Origin of the sequence: Micromonospora sp. C41, assembly GCF_018070485.1 — a bacterium.
Classification (GTDB): Bacteria; Actinomycetota; Actinomycetes; order Mycobacteriales; family Micromonosporaceae; genus Micromonospora; species Micromonospora chalcea.
The window spans coordinates 516,920-538,657 of sequence record NZ_JAGPXP010000001.1; the positions used below are offsets into that span (position 1 = coordinate 516,920).

Consider the following 21,738-nt stretch of genomic DNA (forward strand, 5'->3'; position numbering starts at 1 on the left):
CGCGGCCGTGCCAGAATCTGGCCGTGTCCTACCTCCCCTCGCAGCCGTACCCGCCGATGCACGGCGTCGTCCCGCTGATCGCCTACCCGCACCCGATCGCCCCGCCGCCGGGCTGCGGAGTGCTCGTGGTCTCGGTGAACCGGGGGCCGTACATGATTCCCGCGCCGGTCACCAGCCGCTTCAAGATCGACCGCCAGGTGGTCGCGATCCCGGGCGAGGGCACGTGGCACGTCGCCGTCCCGGCCGGCGGGCACGACGTCCGCTACACCGACTTCATGGGCGTCCCGCTGATGACTACGTCGCTCATGGTCCAGCCGGGAGCCGCCCACCACCTGGTGTTCCGCTTCGGCGGTTGGCGCAACCGGGTGCACGACGGGTACGGCACCGACGTGACGCGGTTCGGCCTGTGGTCGAACTACTCGGTCGCCCTCGTCACGCTCGTCGTCGGCGGGCTGGCCTGCTGCGGCGTGTTCGGGGTGATGCTGGGCTCGACCGGGTAGCGGCGCCCGGCGCGGGCCCGGCCTTGATCCGGAAAGCCGCCGAAACTTCCGGTCACCATCGCTTACTCGGCTCGTTCAAGAGACCCCCGGCAGGGCTGCGAAAGCCTCACGCGGCAGCGCTACGCCCTATTTGTGCCACTTCGGGTTTCCACAACATTTCCGGAACTTGTTGACACGGAGAAATGAGCCTCCAATACTGTGGCCATCGGCGTATCTCGATTGACGTCGATGTCCGTCCACCGCCGTGGCGCGCAGTCGCCCGTCCCGCCGTCCACCAGCGGACGGCCACATGCGGCTCGTGCCACCCGGCTGGCCGCGCCAGCCGGTCACAGGGAGGAAACCCGTCCATGAACGACGCCCCCGTCCGCACGGGCAACCGCAGGCGCGGACGCCTCCGGATGCTCTTCGGCGGCGCCTGTGCCGTGGCGCTGATCGCCGCCGGGACGACGGCGGTCACGTCCGGCCCGGCCTACGCCGACACCACCGTCACGTCGAACTCGACCGGCACCAACAACGGCTACTTCTATTCCTTCTGGAAAGACAGTGGCAACGTCTCCATGACCATGGGCAACGGTGGTCAGTACAGCACCCAGTGGAGCAACATCAACAACTTCGTCGCCGGCAAGGGCTGGAACCCGGGCGGCCGCCGCACGGTCAGCTACTCCGGCAGCTTCAACCCGTCCGGCAACGCGTACCTGACGCTCTACGGGTGGACCCGCAACCCGCTCGTCGAGTACTACATCGTCGACAGCTGGGGCAGCTGGCGCCCGCCGGGCAGCGGCTACATGGGCTCGGTGTCCTCCGACGGCGGCACGTACGACATCTACCGCACCCAGCGGGTCAACGCCCCCTCGATCGAGGGCACGCGGACGTTCTACCAGTACTGGAGCGTCCGGCAGTCGAAGCGCGTGGGCGGCACCATCACCGCCGGCAACCACTTCGACGCCTGGTCCCGCTACGGCATGAACCTCGGTTCGCACGACTACCAGATCCTCGCCACCGAGGGCTACCAGAGCAGCGGCAACTCCAACATCACGATCGGCGGGACCAGCGGTAACCCGACCACCCCGCCGCCGAACAACGGTGGCTGCACGGTCAGTGTCAGCCGGGCCGAGGAGTGGGGCGACCGGTTCAACGTGACCTTCTCGGTCAGCGGCACCAGCAACTGGGTCGTCAGCATCCAGACCCAGGGCGGCCAGAGCCTGCAGAACAGCTGGAACGCCTCGGTCAGCGGCACCAGCGGCACGCTCACCGCGCGTCCCAATGGCAACGGCAACAACTTCGGCATCACGCTCTACAAGAACGGCAACAGCAACACGCCCACCGCGAGTTGCTCAGCCGCCTGAGCCCTCTTCCGGGGAGGGGGTGCCGCGCCAGGCGCGGCACCCCCGTTTTCGTGTGCGCGGACGGCCGCGGTGGCGGCCGACACACCTGGGCAGAAACTTGATTCATTCCAAAAGACCGGGCTAAGGTCGTCGCATGACGGCCGACTTCGAGACGCAGCTCCGGGCGGTCTCGTTGCGGGTGACCCGGCCCCGGCTGGCGGTGCTCGCGGCGTTGCGCGACCACCCGCACGTCGACACCGACACCGTGATCGCGCTGGTCCGCGCGGAGCAGCCCACCGTGTCCCACCAGGCGGTCTACGATGTGCTGCGGGCCCTCACCGACGCCGGGCTGATCCGGCGCATCCAGCCGGCCGGCGCCACGGCCCGCTACGAGTCTCGGGTGGGAGACAACCACCATCACGTCGTGTGCCGTTCCTGCGGCGCCATCGCCGACGTCGAGTGTGCCGTCGGCAGCGCCCCCTGTCTCACCGCCTCCGACGACCACGGTTTCGTGGTGGACGAGGCGGAGGTCGTCTACTGGGGCGCCTGCCCCGGCTGCGCGGCCGACCGCACCGCCCAGTGATCCGCCAGTTCGGAAGGAAACAGATGAGCGACACCCAGGACAACCGGCCCGTCAGCCCGCAGGGCGTGGACGCGAAGGAGGCGGCCGGCTGCCCGGTCGCGCACGACTCCGTGACCGCGCACGGCAGCGAGAGCGAGAACCCTGCGATCGACTCGCCGACCCCGAAGACCGGCGGTCGTCCGCGCAGCAACCGTGACTGGTGGCCCAACCAGCTCGACCTGTCGGTGCTGCACGCCCACTCGGACAAGGGCAACCCGCTCGGCCCGGAGTTCAGCTACGCCCGGGAGTTCGCCAAGCTCGACGTCGAGGCGCTCAAGCGGGACATCACCGAGGTCCTCACCACCTCGCAGGACTGGTGGCCGGCCGACTTCGGCCACTACGGCGGCCTGATGATCCGGATGAGCTGGCACGCCGCGGGCACCTACCGCATCGAGGACGGCCGCGGTGGCGCCGGCGACGGCGGCCAGCGGTTCGCCCCGCTGAACAGCTGGCCGGACAACGCCAACCTGGACAAGGCCCGCCGGCTGCTCTGGCCGGTCAAGCAGAAGTACGGCCAGAAGATCTCCTGGGCCGACCTGCTGGTGCTCGCCGGCAACGTCGCGCTGGAGTCGATGGGCTTCAAGACCTTCGGCTTCGGCTTCGGCCGTGAGGACGTCTGGGAGCCGGAGGAGATCTTCTGGGGCCCCGAGGACGCCTGGCTCGGCGACGAGCGCTACGCCTCCGAGAAGGAGATGGTGGCCGGCGTCGGCGCGACCGAGATGGGTCTGATCTACGTCAACCCGGAGGGCCCGCGCGGCAACGCCGACCCGCTCGCGGCGGCGCACTTCATCCGCGAGACGTTCCGCCGAATGGCGATGAACGACGAGGAGACCGTCGCGCTGATCGCCGGCGGCCACACCTTCGGCAAGACCCACGGCGCGGGCCCCGCCGACCAGCACGTCGGCCCCGAGCCGGAGGCCGCGCCGCTGGAGGCGCAGGGTCTGGGCTGGCTCAGCACGTACGGCGAGGGCAAGGGCGGCGACACGATCACCAGCGGTCTCGAGGTGACGTGGACCGACAAGCCGACGCAGTGGTCCAACCGGTTCTTCGAGATCCTCTTCGGCTACGAGTGGGAGCTGACCACCAGCCCGGGTGGCGCCAAGCAGTGGGTCGCCAAGGACGCCGAGGCGATCATCCCGGACGCACACGACCCGTCGAAGAAGCACAAGCCGACGATGCTGACGACCGACCTGTCGCTGCGCGTCGACCCGGCGTACGAGAAGATCTCCCGCCGGTTCCTGGAGAACCCGGACGAGTTCGCGCTGGCGTTCGCCAAGGCCTGGTACAAGCTGCTGCACCGTGACATGGGCCCGGTCAGCCGCTTCCTCGGCCCGTGGGTGCCGGAGGCCCAGCTCTGGCAGGACCCGGTGCCGGCCGTCGCGCACGAGCTGGTGAACGACGCCGACGTCGCCGCTCTCAAGGCGAAGGTGCTGGAGTCCGGTCTCACCACCGCCCAGCTGGTCTCCACCGCCTGGGCCTCGGCCGCGAGCTACCGCTCCACCGACAAGCGCGGTGGCGCCAACGGCGCGCGGATCCGCCTGGAGCCGCAGCGCAACTGGGAGGTCAACCAGCCCGAGCAGCTCGCCACCGTGCTGGCGACGCTGGAGGGCATCCAGCAGGAGTTCAACGCCGCCGGCGGCGCCCAGATCTCCCTCGCCGACCTGATCGTGCTGGCCGGCTCGGCCGCTGTCGAGCAGGCGGCGCGCGACGCGGGCGTCGAGCTGACCGTGCCGTTCCACCCGGGGCGTACCGACGCCACCCAGGAGCAGACCGACGTCGAGTCGTTCCGGGTGATGGAGCCGCGCGCCGACGGGTTCCGCAACTACCTGCGGCCGGGCGAGAAGACCCAGCCGGAGGTGCTGCTCGTCGACCGGGCGTACATGCTGAACCTGACCGCGCCGGAGATGACCGTGCTGGTCGGCGGTCTGCGCGCGCTCGGCAACAACGTCGGCGGCGCGTCGCACGGCGTGCTCACCGAACGGCCCGGCGTGCTCACCAACGACTTCTTCGTCAACCTGCTCTCCCCGGGCACCCGGTGGAAGGCGTCGGAGTCCGAGGAGCACGTGTACGAGATCCGGGACCTGGCCACCGACCAGGTCAAGTGGACCGCCACCGCGGTCGACCTGATCTTCGGCTCCAACTCGCAGCTGCGGGCCCTCGCCGAGGTCTACGCCAGCGACGACGCGCGGGAGAAGTTCGTGCGTGACTTCGTCGCCGCCTGGACGAAGGTCATGGAGCTGGACCGCTTCGACCTGGCCTGATCTGCCGTCTCCGAGCGAGCCCCGGTCCGTCGCGCCGCGACGGACCGGGGCTCGTCCCGTGTCCGGCGGGTGTCGGGGATCAGCGGCGCACACCCGGCCCGCAAACGTTGGAAAATCTGCTCAGAAGTTGCGGTCGTCCCGCGAAGCGGTTTGTTTCGTCCCGAGCGTCGGGATCCCGGCCGAGCGCCGGATCGCTCGGTCCAGCGTGGATCGCCGCTGGTGGTCGGGGATCTGACCCCGCTCGTGTTGCCTGCGGGTTTCGAAAACTTTGCCGCAAGCTCTTGCAAAGACTTTCATGGATGGCGCATGGTGTTCGCTACCCGGGACGGCCGCCCCACCCCCCGCTCACCCTTTCGAACCCACGGAAGAGGTCCCCCAACCATGCTTTCCGTCAGGCCACACCCCCGTGGCCGTGCCGGTCGCCTGCTGCTCGCCGCCGCGCTCGTCGCGGCGGGCGGCACGGTTGCCGTCGCGGCTGCCACCACCACCGCCGCACCCGCCCGCGCCGCCGTCGTACTCAACGACAGCGAGGTGACCGCCAACCTCTGGGAATGGAACTGGACCTCGGTCGCCGCCGCCTGCACCGACCACCTCGGACCGGCCGGCTACGGCGCGGTGCAGGTGGCACCGCCGCAGGAGTCGGTGAAGCTGCCCGCCAGCGCCGACGGCGCCTACCCGTGGTACGAGGTGTACCAGCCGGTGTCGTACAAGCTGGACAGCCGGTTCGGCAACCGCCAGCAGTTCGCCGCGATGGTCACCGCCTGCCACAACGCCGGTGTGCGCGTCTACGTCGATGCGGTGGTCAACCACATGGCCGGCACCAACAACCCGGCCGGTACGCGCGGCTACGCCGGCACCGAGTTCTCCGGCTACAGCTACCCGGCCGTGCCGTACGGCGACGGCGACTTCCACCGCCCCGGCGACAACTGCCCGACCGGCGGCGCCATCAACGACTGGAACAACGAGGCCCAGGTGACCAGCTGCGAGCTGCTGTCGCTGTCGGACCTGTACACCGAGAAGGAAGCGGTCCGGAACAAGATCGCCGCGTACCTCAACGACCTGATCGGGCTCGGCGTCGACGGCTTCCGGGTCGACGCGGTCAAGCACATCCGCAAGGACGACTTCGCGGCCATCCTCGGCAAGCTGAACAACACGGTCGTCGAGGGCCGGCGCCCGTACGTCGCGCAGGAGATCTTCGACGGGGCGAGCAACTCCGCGCTGCAGGCCCGCGCGTACATCGCCAACGGCGACGTGCTCGACTTCGCGTACGCCAAGGGCATCCGCTCGGCCTTCCAGGGCTCCATCTCGGCGCTGGCCAACGTGCCGAACTGGAACCTCGACGCGCCCGGCGCCAACGTCTTCGCCATGGTCACCAACCACGACCTGGAGCGCGACGGCGTGGTGCTGTCGTACAAGAACGGCACCGACTACGTGCTGGCCAACTACTTCGCGCTGGCCTACCCGCACGGCAAGCCGTCGGTCTACGACAGCTTCACCTGGTCCAACCGCAACCAGTCCCCGCCGCACGACGGCACCGGACGGGTCACCGACACGGTCTGCGGCGCCGCCTGGACCTGCCTGAGCCGCACCACCGGCGTCAAGGGCATGGTCGGCTGGGCCAACACCGCCCGCCCGGTGAAGACCGTCTCGGACTTCACCACGGTGAACAGCAACGTGATCGGCTTCCACCGGGGCGACCGGGCGTGGATCGGCATCAACGACTCCGGCTCCGCCACCACCGCCACCTTCACCACCGGGCTCGCCGATGGCCGGTACTGCGACGTCATCTCCGGCGTCGCCACCGGCAGCGGCTGCACCGGCTCCACGGTGACCGTGTCCGGCGGCCGGGCCACCGTGACCCTCCCGGCCAACGACGCGGTCGCGATCCACGTGAACGCCCGGCCGGGCGCGAGCCCGTCCCCGTCGGCCTCCCCGACCGTGTCGCCCTCGCCGACCGTGTCCCCCACGGTGAGCCCGGGTGACCGGATCGCCACCACGTTCACCGTCACCGCGAACCTGGCCGCCGGGCAGGACGTCCGCGTCGTCGGCAGCATCCCCGCGCTCGGGTCGTGGACGCCCGCGAGCGGCGTCAAGCTCACCGCGCAGGGCGGCGGCGTCTACCGTGCCACCGTCGACCTGCCCCGGTCCACCGCGGTGGAGTACAAGTTCGTCAAGCTGACCGCCGCCGGCGCGGTCACCTGGGAGTCCGGCGCGAACCGGACGCTCACCACGCCGGCCACCGGCACGTACGCGGTGACCGAGACGTTCCGCGGTGACACCGTCTCCACGGCTGTGGCCACCACGTTCTCCGTCACCGCGACCACCGCCTACGGGCAGAACGTGTTCGTCGTCGGCAACATACCGGCGCTCGGCGGCTGGAACCCGGCCGCCGCCGTCGCGCTCTCCTCGGCCGCGTACCCGGTCTGGCGGGCCACTGTCGACCTGCCCGCGAACACCGCTGTCGAGTACAAGTACGTCAAGAAGAACCCGGACGGGACGGTGACCTGGGAGTCCGGCGCGAACCGGACGCTCACCACGCCGGCCGGCGGCACCCGGGCCGTCACCGACACCTGGCGCTGACGATCGTGCGGCCCGTCCCCCTCACCCCTGGGGACGGGCCGCATCCGCGCCGGTCAGACCGCCGCGAACGACCAGACCTGGGCCGGGTTGCCGAACCCGGTGCAGCGGTAGATCTGGACCGTCGCGCCGTCGGCGTCCGATCCACTCCGCACGTCCATGCACCGGCCACCGACCTGCGACTTGATCTGGTGCACCCCCGCGAACGAGTTCGGGTCGACCGTCCACTTCATGCTCGACGTGCCGGTGCAGGCCCACTGCTGCAACGGCGTGCCGTCGGCGTTCACCCCGTTGCGGACGTCCACGCACATGCCGCTGAACTGGTTGACGAACGTGTAGGTGTCCCTGCCCACCGGCGACCAGCGCTGCACGGCCTGGCCGTCACAGGTGCGCTGCACGACCCGGCCGCCGAGCGACGACGGGGCGCCGGACCGGTCCACCTCCAGGCACTTGCCGCTGCCGTAGTTGACGATGGCGTAGTGGCCGCTGGCGGCCTGTGCCGGCGGGCCGTACGCCACCCCGAACCCGGCGGCGAGCAGTCCCGCCGCCAGCACCCCGGCCGCTCTCTTCCCGATCATGGTGTCTCCCCTCGGAGTCGTGTCGTCGTCCCGGATCCGCCGGTGGTCACCGGCCGGACGACTGGGGAAGACGCTAGGGAGCCGCGACGGCACCCGGATCCGGGTTCCTCCTAGTCGACGAGGCCGCGCGGGCACCCTGTCGGGTTCGCGTCGCGCCCGCCCGGACGGACCACACCGGCGGCTAGCGTGCGGTCATGGGCAGCGGTCCGGCGCCGGCCGGTGCCGTCGGCACGGCCACGGACACCGGTGATGACGCCCTGCTCGGGCGCGCCGACGAGTGCCGGCGGCTCGGCGCGTTGCTGGCCGACGCGGTCGACGGTCACGGCGGCGCCCTGGTGCTGCGCGGTGCGGCAGGCGTGGGCAAGACGGCGCTGCTGGAGCACTGTGCCGCCCGGTCCACCGGGATGCGGGTGCTGCGCGCCACCGGCGCGCCGTTCGAGGCGGACCTGCCGTTCTCCGCGCTGCACCAACTGGCGCGGCCACTGCTGCACCGGCTCGGCGATCTGCCCGCGCAGCAGGCCGACGCGCTGCGTACCGTATTCGCCATCGACGGCAGTTCCCGTCCGGTCAACCGGCTCGCCGCGTACGTGGCGACGCTGAGCCTGCTCACGACGGCGGCCGAGGACACGCCGGTGCTCTGCCTGGTCGACGACGCGCACTGGATCGACCCGGCCTCCGCCGAGGCGTTGCTGTTCACCGCCCGGCGGCTGCTCGCGGACCGGGTCGCCGTCGTCTTCGCGGCCCGCGACGCCCCCGCGTTCCCCGCGCCCGGCCTGCCGGAGCTGCCGCTGACCGGTCTGGCGCGCGACGACGCGATCCGGCTCGCCATGCGCGCCGGCCTGGACCGCCGGGTGGCCGCCGACCTGGCGGCGGCCACCGCCGGCAACCCGCTCGCGCTGACCGAGCTGCCGGCGACGCTGTCCGAGGAGCACCGCAACGGGTGGCTGCCGCTGCGGGAGCCTCTCGTGCTCGTCGAACGCATCGAGACGACCGTCCTGGCGCACGCCCGCGGGCTGCCCGACGACACCTGGCGTGCGCTCGTCGCCTGCGCGGTCACCGAGGTCACCACCCCGGCGCTGCTGGAGCGGATCCTGGTGGCGGACGGGCTGCGTCTGGGCGTGCTGGACCCGGCGGTCGACGCCGGGCTGATCCGGGTGACCGACCGTGAGGTGACGTTCCGCCACCCGCTGACCCGCGCCGCGGTGCACTCGGTCGCCGGCCCCGGCCGGCGGCGGGCCGCCCACCTGGCGGTGGCCGCCGCGCTCACCGGCGACGACACCGCCGACCGCCGGGCCTGGCATCTCGCGGCCGCCACCACCGTGCCCGACGAGGGCGTCGCCGCGTTGCTGGCCGACTCCGCCGAGCGGGCGCAACGCCGGGGCGGCGTGGTGGCCGAGGCCCGCGCCTACGAACGGTCGGCCCGTCTCACCCCGGACCCGGACGTACGCGCGTCCCGGCTCGCCGCCGCGTCGCGCGCCTGGGCCAACGCCGGCGCGAGTCGGCACGCGATCACGCTGGGGGAGGAGGCGATCGGACTGACCCGGCGCGCCGACCTGCGCTGCCGGGTCAAGCCGTTGCTCGCCCACCTGGCGCAGCAGCACGGTGACACGGCGGGCGCCGAGGCGTACCTGGCCGACGCGCAGGCGTACGCGCAAGCGGATCCGCTCGGCGCGGCCCGGCTGATGAGCGCCCGCGTCAACCAGTTCTGGGCGCGGCTGGACGTCACCGGCATGGTGCCGCTGTGCGCGCGGGTGGCCGAGCTGGCCGCCGCGGACGCGGGCGCGACCTGGCCGAAGGGCCCGATCCGGCTGGCCGCGGCACAGGTGCTGGCCGGGCTGCCCGAAGGGGTCGCGTCGGCCCGTGCCCTGGTCGCCGCCTGCGCCGGCCACGCCGACGGCTCGGCGGCGGAGCTGGCCGAGGTGTTCTGCTGGCTCGGGGACCACGACACCGCGCGGGCGCTGCTGGAACCGGAGATCGACCGGGCCCGCGCCGCCGACGACGTGTTCCTGCTGGCGTACGCCCTGCCCCGGCTCGCCGGGCTGGAGTGGCGCACCGGCCGGCTGCACGCGGCGTACCAGGCCGCCGCCGAGGCGGTCCGGATCGCCGAGCAGGTGGCGCTTCCGGTGCTGCGGGCGGAGGCGCTGGCCGCGCTGGCCCTGGTGGAGGCGCTGCTCGGCGAGGAGCCGGAGGCGCTCGCGCACGTCGAGGACGCCCGCCGGCTCCTGCCGGGCGAGTTCCGGGAGATCGAGGTCCGGCTCCGCTACGCCACCGGAATCGCGGCGGTGGTGGGGGCGCGCTGGCAGGACGCCGTGACCGAGCTGGAACGGGTCCGCCGGGCCCAGCGCGACGGCGGCATCGCCGAACCGGGGTGGCTGCCCGTCGCGGCCGAGCTGGCCGAGGCGTACGCGCACCTGTCCGACCCGCAGCGGTCGGCGCGGCGGCTGCGCGACCTGGCCGGGGCCGGCGGTGCCGCCGCCCGCGCCGCCGCCGCGCGCGTCGAGGGCCTGCTCGCTGGCGAACCGGACCTGGACGAGGTCTTCGCGGCGGCGCTGGCCCGGTGCGATCCCGCCGTCGTCCCGCTGGAACGGGCCCGGACGCTGCTCAGCTACGGGCAGCGGCTGCGCCGGGCCCGGCGCCGCCGGGACGCGCGGGTCCAGTTGCACGCCGCGCTGCGGTTGTTCGAGGCGCTCGGCGCGCAGGGCTGGGCGCGGCGGTGCCGCACCGAGATCGACGCCACCGGCCGGCGGCCGCCCGAGCCCGGCGACCGGACCGTCGACCGGCTGACCGGCCAGGAACGCCTGATCGCACTGCACGTGGCGGAGGGCCTGACGAACCGGGAGATCGCGGCCCGGGTCTTCCTGTCGCCGAAGACCGTCGAGTACCACCTCGGCAACGTCTACCGGAAGCTTCGGCTGCGCTCCCGGCCGGAGCTGATCCGCCACCTGTCCGGCCCGCCGGCCGCGGGCTGACGACCCGGCCGGGCGGCCGTCATTGCCGCGGCCAGGCACGCCACGGCGGCGAGTACCAGCGGCGGCCGGCCGCCGACCGCGACCGCCGCCGACCCGAGCGGGATGGCCAGCGTGATCGGGCCGAACATCACCGTGTTCGCCGTCCCGGCGACCCGCCCGAGCATCTCCCGCGGCGTGTACGTCTGCACGGCGGTGACCGCCGCGACGAGCGTCCACGGCAGACCGACGCCGATCACCACCGAGGCGGCGACCGTGCCCGGCCACCACGGCAGGCAGCGTCCCAGACAGCCGGCCGCGAACAGGACCGCGCCGGCGACCCCCACCGTGATCTCGCCGTGGCGGCGGACGAGCCGGCCGACGACCAGCCCGGCGAGCAGCGATCCGCCACCCTGCGCGCCGGCCAGCACGCCGAGAAAGGTGGACGGCAGCCCGAGGCCGGTCACCACCACGTCGTACAGCGCCGCGGTGGTGAAGCCGGACATCGCGATGGACGCCGCCGCGAGCGCCACCGGCACGCGTACCGCCCGCCGGGCCAGGAGCGCGGTCAGCCCGGCCCGCAGCCCCACCGCGGGTGCGGTCGGGGGAGCGGACGCCGCCCGGGCCAGGCGTAACGCGCCGTACAAGGCGGCCACGAGCACCGGTACGACGGCGGCGAGCACCGCGACGACGTGCCCGCCCCGCCACGCGTACAGGCCCGCCCCGGCCAGCGGCGCGACCAGCTTCACGCCCTCCTGCGCGCTCGACCGCCAGCCGTTGACGTCGGCCAGCCGGGCCGGTGGGAGCGCGGCGGGCAGCAGCGCGGTCTCGCCGGCGTCGACGAGCACGTATCCGATCCCGTAGGCGAGCGAGACGTCGTAGATCAGCCACGCCTGGCCGGGCCCGCGCACCGCCAGCAGGCTCAGCAGCGCGGCGGCGAGAGCGAGGTTGACGCCGACCACCAGGGGACGCCGGGGGACCCGGTCGAGCAGGCCGCCGAGCCAGGGGCCGGCCAGCGTCGGGGCGTAGACGCAGAGACCGGCCAGCGCCGCGAGCCCGGTGGAGCCGGTCAGGTCCAGGATCCAGATGCCGGAGACCAGGGCCATGGCGCTGCCGCCCAGGCCGGACAGCAGCGAGACGGCCACGAACAGGACGGCGTTGCGGCGCATGGGTCCCCCGAGAGTTGAGCCTGGAGGACTCATCCTCGGAACATGAGCCGGGGCGTGGCAACACTTCGGGACTACGTCAATGTCTTGTTGACAGTGTCACCGTGATGCGCCCGGCGGCGTCGCGTACCGGAGGCGGCAGCCGGAGTCCGGCCCCGGCGAGATCGTCGGCGAGGTGCGCGGCCAGCGCGTACAGCGGCCCGGCGGGGGCGTCGAGCGCGAGCGCGCAGGTGCGGCGCGTCAACGCCGCGCGGGGGAAGCGCCCGTCCCACGCGCGGTCCGTCTCGATCCAGCGGCGCAGGTCGGCGACCGCCGCCCGCAGCACGGGCAGGTCGGGGGAGCCGGCCGGGTCGAGCCGGGTCACGCGGGCCCGCCGGGCCGCCGCGAGACGCTGCCGGCGCTGCTCGGCGGCCTGCCGGCTGCCCAGGCCCAGCGCCCGCGCGATGTCGGCCCAGGTGGCGCCGTCGTGCCGGGCCCGGTCGATCAGGTCCAGCTCGCGGTCGTCCAGCCGGACCCGGGTCGCGGCGATCTCGGACAGGCCGGCCAGGCTCACTCGTCAACGCTACATTGACACGGGCCCGAGAAGGTCAGCCCTCCGGCCGTCGCGCGGCAAACCGGGCCGGTGTCTCAGCGCGGCGGCGAGACGTACAGGCCCGTCCGGCAGCCGGTCTCGCCCGGCTCCAGCCAGATCCGGTCGTACCCGGGGGATTCGATCTTCCCGGCCGGGGTGCGGACGAGCAGGAGGCAGTCCCGTTCGGCCGGTACGCCGACGGCGGCGACGAGCGCGCCCTCGTGCACCGTCGTGTCGACGGTGATCCAGTCCTGCGGGAACGCCGCCCGCACCGCGCCGGCAAGGGTGTCCGGGGTGGCGGTACGCAGCACGGCGGTGAGCCGCTGCCGCCCGTCCTCGGGCACCTTCGGCACCGGCGCGGCGGTGGGTGGCGAGGGCGCGGCCCCGCTCGGACAGTCGATCTCGTGGTACGTCGTGTAGCGGTAGAGCTGGAACTCGTACCGGTAGCAGCGGGTGGCGTCGCCGGCGCTGTTGCTCGCGCCGCCGACCGACACCGGCGGTCGTTCCGGCACCGTCACCACGAACCGCACGTCGACGGTGGCCCGCTCGTCTCTGGCGGTGCGGCCGGACCAGGCCAGGGCCTCCCGCCGGACCGTCTCGTCATCGCCCAACGCGGTGCCCTGCGGCTGCTGGACGATCTCGGCCGCCGCGATCGACCCGGCGTCGCGGACCCGGTTGCGGTGCCCGAGCTCCGTGTTGAGCTGCTTCGCCTCCGCCGCCGCGACGTCGCGCGCCAGTTCGTCGCCGCTCTCCTCGCCGAATCCCCTCCCGCATCCGACCGACGCGAGCAGGAGCACCGCGAGCGCCCAGCGGACCGGCCGGTGACGGGACGGGGGTGTCGGCCCGGTGGCGCTGCGTGTCCGGTTCACCGCACGGACGTTACCGACGAGTCGGACGCCGCGCTGCCCCGTACCGCGGGGGCCGTTGGTCCCGGGTCCGACAGGCCCTCGGCCCTGCGAGCCGCGCCCGCGCACCCGGCATGCTGGGAGTGCCCGGCGCGGGCGGCGACGACATGGAGGGCAATGTGGTGCTCAACGGCGGGCAGGGCACGGTGACGCCCACCGAGATCTCTCCGGCCCCCGCGACCGGGCTCGGCTCGGCCGAGGCGGCCGCCCGGCTGCGCGCCGACGGGCCGAACACGGTGGCCGCGCCACGCAAGCGCGGGCTGGCCGGCCGGATCTTCCGTCAGCTCACCGACCCGCTGGTGGCGCTGCTGCTGGCCGCCGCCGTGGTGACCACGCTGCTGCGCGACTACCCCGACACCGCGGTGATCGTGCTGGTCGTCCTGATCAACACGGCGATCGGCGTGGTGCAGGAGGTACGCGCCGACCGGGCGGTGGCGGCGCTGGACCGGCTCGCGGCGCCGACCGCGCGGGTGGTCCGCGACGGCCGTGACCTCGTGCTCCCCGCCGCCGACCTGGTCCGGGGCGATCTGGTCCGGCTGGAGGCCGGCGACGTGGTGCCCGCCGACCTGGACCTCACCGACGCGGTACGGCTCAGCCTGGACGAGTCGGCGCTCACCGGTGAGTCGGTGGCGGTGACCCGGGTCGCGGGGGAGGAAGCGAGCGCCGGAACGGTGGTCACCACCGGCCGCGCCACCGGGACCGTGGTACGCACCGGCGCGGCGAGCGCGCTGGGCCGCATCAGCGCCCTGGTCGCGGCGACCCGCCCGGCGCCCACCCCGCTGCAACGCCGCCTGTCCTCGCTCGGCCGGGTGCTCGGACTGACCGCCGTGGTGCTCTCCGGGCTGGTCTTCGCGCTCGGCGTGTTCGACGGACGCCCGGTCACGCAGATGGCGGTCACCGCGGTGAGCCTCGTGGTGGCGGCCGTACCGGAGTCGCTGCCCGCCGTCGTCACGCTCGCGCTCGCCCTGGGCGCACGCCGGATGGCCGGCAGCCGGGCCATTCCCCGGCGGCTGCACGCGGTGGAGACCCTCGGGTCGGTCACCGTGATCGCCTCCGACAAGACCGGCACGCTCACCGAGGGCCGGATGGCGGTGCAGCACGCGGTAGTGCCCGGCCGCGACCGCTACGCCGTGACCGGCACCGGCTACGCGCCCGACGGCGAGGTGCGCCACCGGGGCGAGCCGGTGAGCGCCCCGGACGAGCTGCGCGCCCTCGCCCGCGCCGGGCTGCTCTGCAACGACGCCACGCTGACCCCGCCGACCGGCGAACGGCCGGAGTGGACAGCGATCGGCGACCCGCTGGAGGCCGCGCTCGTCACGTTCGCGGCCCGCTGCGGTCTGGACCCGGAGACCACCCGCGAGGCCTGGCCCCGGGTCGCGGAGGCCCCGTTCGACCAGGACCTGCGCCGGATGACCACCGTGCACCGCCGCTGCGACGGGCGCTACCTCGTGGTCTGCAAGGGCGCGCCGGAGAACCTGCTGGCCCCGCCGCTGATGGACGCCGGCGCCGAGGAGCTGGCCGAGCTGACCGATGCCGCGCACCGGCTCGCCGCCGAAGGGCTGCGGGTGCTGGCGGTGGCCTCGGCCGTGGTCGACACGCTGCCGGACCCGGCCCGGCCGACCGGCCTGCGCCCGCTGGGCCTGGTCGCGGTCGGCGACCCGCTGCGCACGGCGGCACCCGGCATCGCGGCGGGCTTCGAGCAGGCCGGCATCCGGCTGGTCCTGATCACCGGCGACCACCCGGCGACGGCCGCCGCCATCGGCGGCCGGCTCGGGCTCTGGCGCGACGGCGACCCGCTCGCCAACGGCGACGACGGCGACCCGGGCGGCGCCCACCCCGACACCCGGGTGTACGCGCGGACCCAGCCGGAGCAGAAGCTCGACATCATCGCCGGCCTTCAGGACCGGGGACACGTCGTGGCGATGACCGGCGACGGCGTCAACGACGCCCCGGCGCTGCGCCGGGCGGACATCGGCGTGGCGATGGGCGGCGGCACCGAGGTAGCCCGGCAGGCCGCCGACCTGGTGCTCGTCGACGACGACCTGACCACCGTGGCGACCGCCATCGGCGAGGGCCGCCGGATCTACGACAACATCCGCCGGTTCCTGCGCTACGCGCTCGCCGGCGGGGTCGCCGAGATCGCGGTGATGCTGCTCGGACCGCTGGTCGGCCTGCCGGTGCCGCTGCTGCCGGCGCAGATCCTCTGGATCAACCTGCTTACCCACGGCGTACCCGGGGTGGCGCTGGGCGCGGAGCCGGCCGAGCCGGGCACGCTGCGCCGCCGTCCCCGCTCGCCGCAGGAGTCCGTGCTCGGCGGCGGCCTCGGCCGGGACGTGCTGGTCACCGGCGCGCTCATCGCCGCCGCGACGCTCGGCGCCGGCGTGTGGGCCGCCGCGGCGGACCGGCCGTGGCAGTCGGTGGTCTTCGTGGTGCTCGGCCTCGCCCAGCTCGGCGTGGCGCTGGCCGTCCGCGCGACCCGGGCGCCCGGCTCGCGGGAGCACAACCGCGCCCTGCCGGTGGCGGTCGCGATCTCCGCGGTCCTCCAGGTCGCCGGCGTGCTGCTGCCGCCGCTGCGCGAGCTGCTCGGCACGTCCCCGCTGAGCGCGCTCGACCTGCTCGCCTGCGCCGCGATCGGCGTCCTGCCCGGGCTGGTGCTGCGGCTGACCCGCCGCTCCGGCACGGCCGACGGGACCGACGGCCCTCGCGCCGGGACCCAGGACCCTGCCCGGCCGGCCGCCGGACGGGCAGGCTGAGGACAGTGAAGGAGGCGTCATGACAATCCACTCGCAGGCCCCCGTCGTGGTGGGCGTGGACGGATCGGCCACCGCCCTGGACGCGGTCCGGGTCGCCGCCCGCGAGGCCGCCGACCGGAACCGGCCGCTGCAGGTGGTGCACGCGTTCATCTGGCCGCTGACCCGCGCGCCGCTCACCCCGGCCCCGGGCGCGCCCGCCGGCGCCGGCCTGCGCAACCAGGCCGAACGGTGCGTCGCCGAGGCGGTCGCCGAGGCCGGCAAGGTCGCGCCGGACGTACCGGTCACCGGCGTGGTGGTCGACGGCGCGCCGGCCGCGGTGCTGGTCGCCGAGTCCCGCGACGCCGCGCTGATCGTGCTCGGACACCGCGGCCTGGGCGGCTTCGCCGGCCTGCTCATCGGCTCGGTCACGCTCCAGGTGTCCGCCCGCGCCCACTGCCCGGTGCTGGTGACGCGCGGCGAGGCACGCGCCGACGGCCCGGTCGTGGTCGGCGTGGACGGCTCCGAGCTGTCCACCGCGGCGGTCGGGTTCGCGTACGAGGAAGCCGCCCGCCGGGGCGCCTCGCTGATCGTGGTGCACGCCTGGCTGTACCCCACCCCGATGGGCCCCGGCGACATCCTGCCCCTGGTGTACGACCCGGAGGCGCTCGCCGAGGAGTCCCGGCGCGTCGTCGCCGAGTCTGTCGCCGGCTGGTCGCAGCGTTACCCCGACGTGCCGGTGCGGCAGCGGTCGATCCGCGGTGCCCCGGCCCGGGTGCTGGTCGAGGAGTCGAAGGACGCCCAGCTGGTGGTGGTCGGGGCGCACGGCCGCGGCGCGTTGGGCGGGCTGCTGCTCGGCTCGGTCAGCCACGCGGTGCTGCACCACGCCCACTCGCCGCTGGTGATCGTCCGCGACGCCGCCTGACTCCGCGACAGCGCCTGACGCCGCGACGGCGTCAGGCGCGGCGGACCGTGGTGAGGTCGGCCAGCCCGGAGATGGTCAGCAGCGGCTCCAGCAGCGGACCGGCGACCAGCGCGATCCGGTCGGCGTGCGGGAACAGCGCGGCCAGCCCGGCGCTGTCCAGGTACTCGACCTTCGTGAGGTCCACGACCAGGGGTTCGCCCTCGGGCCGTACCCCCTCGGCCAGCGCGTCGGCGAACGAGGACGCGTTGCTCATGTCGATCTCGCCGACGGCGGTCAGCACGCGGACGCCGTCGGGACGGTCGCTCGTGGTGAGAGTCAGGGACGCGCTCATGCGGTGATCCTCGCCTGCATGTCGACGGTGGTGCCGGTCGCTCCCGGGGTGACGCTGATGCTGTCCATCAGTGCGCGCATGAGCACGAGCCCCCGGCCGCGGTGCGGATCGGGGGGTTGCTCGCGCTCCCGCCAGTGACCGCTGTCGGTCACGCTCAGGCGCAGGTTGTTCGCGGTGGCGGCGGCGCGCAGCCGGATCCGCCCGCCGGGGTTGTCGCGGTGCCCGTGCTCGATCGCGTTGGCGCACGCCTCGCCGGCCGCCACCAGGATGTTGTAGGCGTGGGCCGGGGCCAGCCCGCAACGGTCCAGCCATCCTCGCAGCGCGGTACGCACCTCGGCCAGCCGCGTCGACTCGGCCGGGAACTCCAGCTCCAGCGGCCCGGGATGGCGGTAGAGCAGCAGCGCCACGTCGTCGTGGTAGCCGCCGTCGGGCGTGAGCCGATCCATGATCTCGGTGGCGAGCACCTCCACCGGCGCGTGGTGGCCCTGCTGGATGGCGTCGGTGGCGCGGGCGATGCCGACGGTGATCGGCTGGCGGCGGCGTTCCACCAGACCGTCGGTGTAGAGCATCAGGGTGGCGCGCGGCGGCACCGTGGCCTCCGCCTCCGGTCGTTCCTCACCCGCGCGGACGGCCAGCGGCCGGGACCGGCCGTGCTGCAGGAGCTGGGGAGTGCCGTCGGCGCCGACCACGATGGCCGGCGGGTGACCGGCGCTGGAGTAGCGCATGAGGCCGGTGACCGGGTCGAGGACGCCGCAGAAGACGGTGGCGCAGGACGCGCCGGGAAGCAGCGCGGCGAACCGGTCCAGCGCCGCCAGCGTCCGGGCCGGGCTGGGGTCCTGCAACAGCAGGGCGCGGCACGCGCTGCGCAGCTGCCCCATCACGGTGGCGGCCCGCAGCCCGTGTCCCACGCAGTCGCCGACGACGATGCCGATGCGCCCGTCCGGCAGCTCCACCGTGTCGTACCAGTCGCCGCCGACCTTCAGCGGCACCGCGGCGGGGGCGTACCGCACGGCGAAGCCGGCGGGCAGTTGCGCCGGGCCGAGGATCGCCCGTTGCAGGGCCAGCGCGGTCTCCCGCTGCTGGTCGATCTGGTGCACCCGGTGCAGCCCCTGACCGATGTGGCCGGCCAGCAGCGCCAGCAGGGTCTGGTCCTGCTCGGTGAAGGGCCGCTTCTCGCCCAGGTCGATCCAGAGCGCCATGGTGCCGTGCGGGTGCTCGACTGCGATCCCGGCGCCGTGCCGGCGTGTCGCCACCGGCGTCAGCAGCGGGGTGTCGCGCAGCGCGAGCAACGCCTGCCGGCGTTTGGCGGGCAGCGTCGCCCACCGGGCCGCCGGGTCGGTGCCGGTCACGTCGGGGGTGGGCAGGTCACCGAAGACGGCGGTGAGCACGCCCGCGGCCCGCCACAGCTTGCGCAGCTCGTCCAGCACGCCGTGCAGCGCGTCGGTGAGGTCGTCGGCCCGGGACAGGCGCATGCCGAGCCCGGCCAGGGCGGTCTCCCGCTGGACCGCGTAGTGCTCGGCGGTGACGTCACGGAACGTGCCCACGATCATCCGCCGGCCGCTGTCCGGGTCGTCCACCTGGTTGAACGCGGCAGAGATCCAGATCCGGTGCCCGACGCGATGGGTCACCGGCACGGTGTAGGTGCCGCGGGACTGGCCGACCAGCCTCGAGAACGCGGCGGCCACCTGACGGTGCGCGTCCGGTTCGGCCTCCTGGTCCGGCCACCACGGCTGTACCGGCGGATAGGGCAGGCCCTCGGTCCCGTAGCCGAGGACGTCGGTGAACGCCGCGTTGATCTCGACCACGGCACCGTCCTCGTCGCAGACGAAGAACGCCTCCTGCAGCGAGTCGACGAGCGCGGTGCGCCAGCGCGCGTGGTGGTTGCGCAGCCGCGCCAGCTCCACGTTGGCGCGTACGCGGGCCAGCAGCTCGGCGGCCGGGAACGGCTTGACCAGGTAGTCGTCGGCGCCGGCCTCCAGCCCTTCGATCGAGGCCTCCTGGCCGGCGCGGGCGGACAGCAGCAGCACCGGGGTGCCGGCCGTACGGGGATCGGCGCGCAACGCGGCCACCAGTTGCAGGCCGTCTAGCCGGGGCATCATCACGTCGCTGACCACCAGGTCGGGCGTCTGCGCGCGGGCGGTGTCCAGCGCGGCACGCCCGTCGGCGACCGTGTGCACCTCGTGTCCGGCCGAGCGCAGCAGCCGGGTGAGGTACTCCCGCATGTCGGCGTTGTCGTCGGCCACCAGGACGCGGGCCGGCGCGCCGCCGGGCAGCGGATGCACCGGGCCGTCCGTGGCGGCGGGCCCGTCCTCGCCGACGACGGCGCCCGGGTCGGCGGGCAGCCAGCGCAGCGCCTCCTGCACGAACGGCTCGGCCGACCCGGGCGCCCGGCCGGCGCCGGCCGGGGTGAGCGCGTCGGCGGGCAGGTGGGCGGCGCCGAACGGCAACCGGACGGTGAAGGTGGTGCCGCGACCCACCGTGCTGTCCGCGTCGATGTCGCCGCCGTGCAGCGAGACCAGTTCCTTGACCAGGGCGAGGCCGATGCCGCTGCCCTCGCCGGAGCGGGACCGGGCGTTCTCGATGCGGTGGAACCGCTCGAACAGGCGCGGCATCTCCTCGGCCGGGACGCCGATGCCGGTGTCGGAGATCCGCAGCACGGCCATCCCGTGCTCGGCGTCCATCCGCACCCGCACCGTCCCGTCGAAGGTGAACTTCAGCGCGTTGCTGAGCAGGTTGAGCACCACCTTCTCCCACATGCCCCGATCCACGTGCACCGGCTCGGGCAGGGGCGCGCAGTCGACCTCGAAGGAGAGGCCGGCGCGCTCGATCGCCGACCGGAAGACGCTGGCCAGGTCGGCGGTCACCGCGGCCAGATCCACCGGCTCGTAGCGGGCCTGCATCCGGCCCGCCTCGATGCGGGAGAAGTCGAGCAGGCTGTTGACCAGCTTGCCCAGGCGCAGCCCGTTGCGGCGGATGACGTCCAGCTCCGTGCGGACCCGCTCGTCGGCGTCGTGCAGCCGGCCGCGCAGCTCGTCCACCGGCCCCATGATCAACGTGAGCGGGGTGCGGAACTCGTGACTGATGTTGGAGAAGAAGGCGGTCTTGGCGCGGTCCAGCTCGGCGAGCTCCTCGGCCCGCCGCTGCTGCGCCTGGTAGCTGCGGGCGCTCGCGATTCCGGTCGCCAGGTGCCCGGCGGTCAGCTCCACGAAGCCGCGGTAGCCGTCGTCCAGCGCCCGGTAGCGGTTGAGTCCCGCCACCAGGAACCCGTACGGCGCGCCGCCCTGCTGCCGTAGCGGCACCAGCAGGGCCTCGGCCGGCGGGGCGGGCCAGACACCCGCGGGCAGGTCCGCGAAGGCCGGGCCGTCGAGCGTCACCCGTACCGGGTCGCCCTCGGTGAGGGCGCCGGCCGGCCACGGGGCGGCGGGGTCGGTGAGGGACAGCGTGGCCGGGGCCGCCGGGTGACCGGCCGGCAGCCCGGTCGCCTCCGCCAGCCGGGCGTCGCCGTCCTGGTCGTACAGGTAGGTGAGCGTGAACGGCAGGTCCTGCGGGTTGCGGGCCAGCTGGCGGCTGACGAACGTGAGCGTCTCCTGCTCGGTGCGGATGACGCTCGGGTCCGAGCCGAGGTCGCGCAGCGTGGCCATCCGCCGCTCGCCGATGACCCGCTCGGTGTCCTCGCTGACCACGCAGAGCATCCCGACGAGGCTGCCGTCGTCGTCGCGCAGCGGGCTGTAGGAGAACGTGTGGTACGTCTCCTCCCGGTAGCCGGCCCGCTCCAGGAACAGCAGCAGCCCCTCGTCCCAGGTCGCCTCGCCGGTGCGCAGCACGGTGTCGACGCGGGGACCGATGTCGTCCCAGATCTCGGTCCACACCTCGTTCGCCGGGCGGCCCAGCGCCCAGGGGTACTTGCGGCCGAGCGTGTCCCGCCGGTAGGCGGCGTTGCAGAAGAACGTGAGCTGCGGTCCCCAGGCCATCCACATCGGGAACCGGGAGGACAGCAGGATCCGCACCGAGGTCCGCAGGCTCTGCGGCCAGGTGTCCGGCGGCCCGAGCGGGTGCGCGGACCAGTCGACGCGCGCCAGGTCCGGCCCGATCTCGCCGTCGACGGCGAAGACGTCGGCGCGCGTATGCGGGTCGGTGTCAGCGCCGCTCATCGCCCGAGTCTCCCCCACCCCGTCCGATCCCGCTCGTCCGGGCCGCGTCGCGGCCTCGTGATCGCTTCTTGCCCCGTCGCGCCCCCGGCACTCCACCCGGGGCGGGGAGATCTGACTCACGTGACGGCAGCGGGTCAGGGCAGGGGTTCGTG

General features: G+C 74.0%; 14 protein-coding genes. 8 read left to right on the forward strand and 6 right to left on the reverse strand.

Going from position 1 to position 21,738, the window contains the following annotated elements; all coding sequences use genetic code 11:
* Nucleotides 1-23: 23 nt before the first annotated feature.
* The 5 genes from KBX43_RS01455 to KBX43_RS01475 all read left to right on the forward strand — a co-directional run bounded on the left by KBX43_RS01455 (nucleotide 24) and on the right by KBX43_RS01475 (nucleotide 7,288).
* Nucleotides 24-500 carry a hypothetical protein gene (locus KBX43_RS01455; RefSeq protein WP_069088428.1) on the forward strand — a complete coding sequence of 159 codons (477 nt, stop codon included), beginning with the start codon at nucleotides 24-26 and terminating at the stop codon, nucleotides 498-500.
* Nucleotides 501-847: 347 nt separating this feature from the next.
* Nucleotides 848-1,846: a glycoside hydrolase family 11 protein gene (locus tag KBX43_RS01460; RefSeq protein ID WP_064445607.1), complete on the forward strand. Its 999-nt coding sequence runs from the start codon at nucleotides 848-850 to the stop codon at nucleotides 1,844-1,846.
* Between the two features lie 133 nt (nucleotides 1,847-1,979).
* On the forward strand, nucleotides 1,980-2,408 hold the full coding sequence (locus KBX43_RS01465; RefSeq protein ID WP_030499126.1) for a Fur family transcriptional regulator: 429 nt from the start codon (nucleotides 1,980-1,982) through the stop codon (nucleotides 2,406-2,408).
* Nucleotides 2,409-2,431: 23 nt separating this feature from the next.
* On the forward strand, nucleotides 2,432-4,708 hold the full coding sequence (katG, locus tag KBX43_RS01470; RefSeq protein ID WP_069088429.1) for a catalase/peroxidase HPI: 2,277 nt from the start codon (nucleotides 2,432-2,434) through the stop codon (nucleotides 4,706-4,708).
* 381 nt (nucleotides 4,709-5,089) lie between these two features.
* Nucleotides 5,090-7,288, forward strand: coding sequence for a carbohydrate-binding module family 20 domain-containing protein (locus KBX43_RS01475; protein WP_210882517.1), 2,199 nt, complete (start codon nucleotides 5,090-5,092; stop codon nucleotides 7,286-7,288).
* Between the two features lie 53 nt (nucleotides 7,289-7,341).
* Here KBX43_RS01475 and KBX43_RS01480 read toward each other — a convergent pair whose 3' ends face one another.
* Nucleotides 7,342-7,863: an RICIN domain-containing protein gene (locus KBX43_RS01480; protein WP_043323284.1), complete on the reverse strand. Its 522-nt coding sequence runs from the start codon at nucleotides 7,861-7,863 to the stop codon at nucleotides 7,342-7,344.
* A 194-nt stretch (nucleotides 7,864-8,057) separates the two neighbouring features.
* Between KBX43_RS01480 and KBX43_RS01485 the strand changes: the two genes are divergently transcribed.
* A complete protein-coding gene (locus tag KBX43_RS01485; protein ID WP_210882519.1) occupies nucleotides 8,058-10,832 on the forward strand; it encodes a LuxR family transcriptional regulator in 2,775 nt (924 codons plus the stop codon).
* On the opposite strand, the gene KBX43_RS01490 is transcribed toward KBX43_RS01485, so the two are convergent.
* The 3 genes from KBX43_RS01490 to KBX43_RS01500 form a co-directional block, all read right to left on the reverse strand.
* Nucleotides 10,760-11,977: an MFS transporter gene (locus KBX43_RS01490; protein WP_210882521.1), complete on the reverse strand. Its 1,218-nt coding sequence runs from the start codon at nucleotides 11,975-11,977 to the stop codon at nucleotides 10,760-10,762. The two genes, KBX43_RS01485 and KBX43_RS01490, sit on opposite strands and share 73 nt — an antisense overlap.
* A gap of 76 nt (nucleotides 11,978-12,053) precedes the next feature.
* A complete protein-coding gene (locus KBX43_RS01495; protein WP_210882523.1) occupies nucleotides 12,054-12,527 on the reverse strand; it encodes a hypothetical protein in 474 nt (157 codons plus the stop codon).
* Between the two features lie 74 nt (nucleotides 12,528-12,601).
* Nucleotides 12,602-13,414, reverse strand: a complete 813-nt coding sequence (locus tag KBX43_RS01500) for a hypothetical protein (RefSeq protein WP_307851443.1) — start codon at nucleotides 13,412-13,414, stop codon at nucleotides 12,602-12,604.
* A 110-nt stretch (nucleotides 13,415-13,524) separates the two neighbouring features.
* On the opposite strand from KBX43_RS01500, the gene KBX43_RS01505 reads away from it, so the two are divergent.
* A complete protein-coding gene (locus tag KBX43_RS01505) occupies nucleotides 13,525-16,203 on the forward strand; it encodes a cation-transporting P-type ATPase (RefSeq protein WP_140946213.1) in 2,679 nt (892 codons plus the stop codon).
* Between the two features lie 19 nt (nucleotides 16,204-16,222).
* Nucleotides 16,223-17,104, forward strand: coding sequence for a universal stress protein (locus KBX43_RS01510; protein ID WP_064445613.1), 882 nt, complete (start codon nucleotides 16,223-16,225; stop codon nucleotides 17,102-17,104).
* 31 nt (nucleotides 17,105-17,135) lie between these two features.
* On the opposite strand, the gene KBX43_RS01515 is transcribed toward KBX43_RS01510, so the two are convergent.
* Together KBX43_RS01515 and KBX43_RS01520 are read right to left on the reverse strand one after the other, a co-directional pair.
* Nucleotides 17,136-17,435: an STAS domain-containing protein gene (locus KBX43_RS01515; protein ID WP_043323291.1), complete on the reverse strand. Its 300-nt coding sequence runs from the start codon at nucleotides 17,433-17,435 to the stop codon at nucleotides 17,136-17,138.
* Nucleotides 17,432-21,586 (reverse strand): SpoIIE family protein phosphatase, encoded by a 4,155-nt coding sequence (locus KBX43_RS01520; protein WP_210882525.1) that lies wholly within the window; start codon nucleotides 21,584-21,586, stop codon nucleotides 17,432-17,434. The genes KBX43_RS01515 and KBX43_RS01520 overlap by 4 nt, the downstream gene beginning before the upstream one ends.
* Nucleotides 21,587-21,738: the final 152 nt, after the last annotated feature.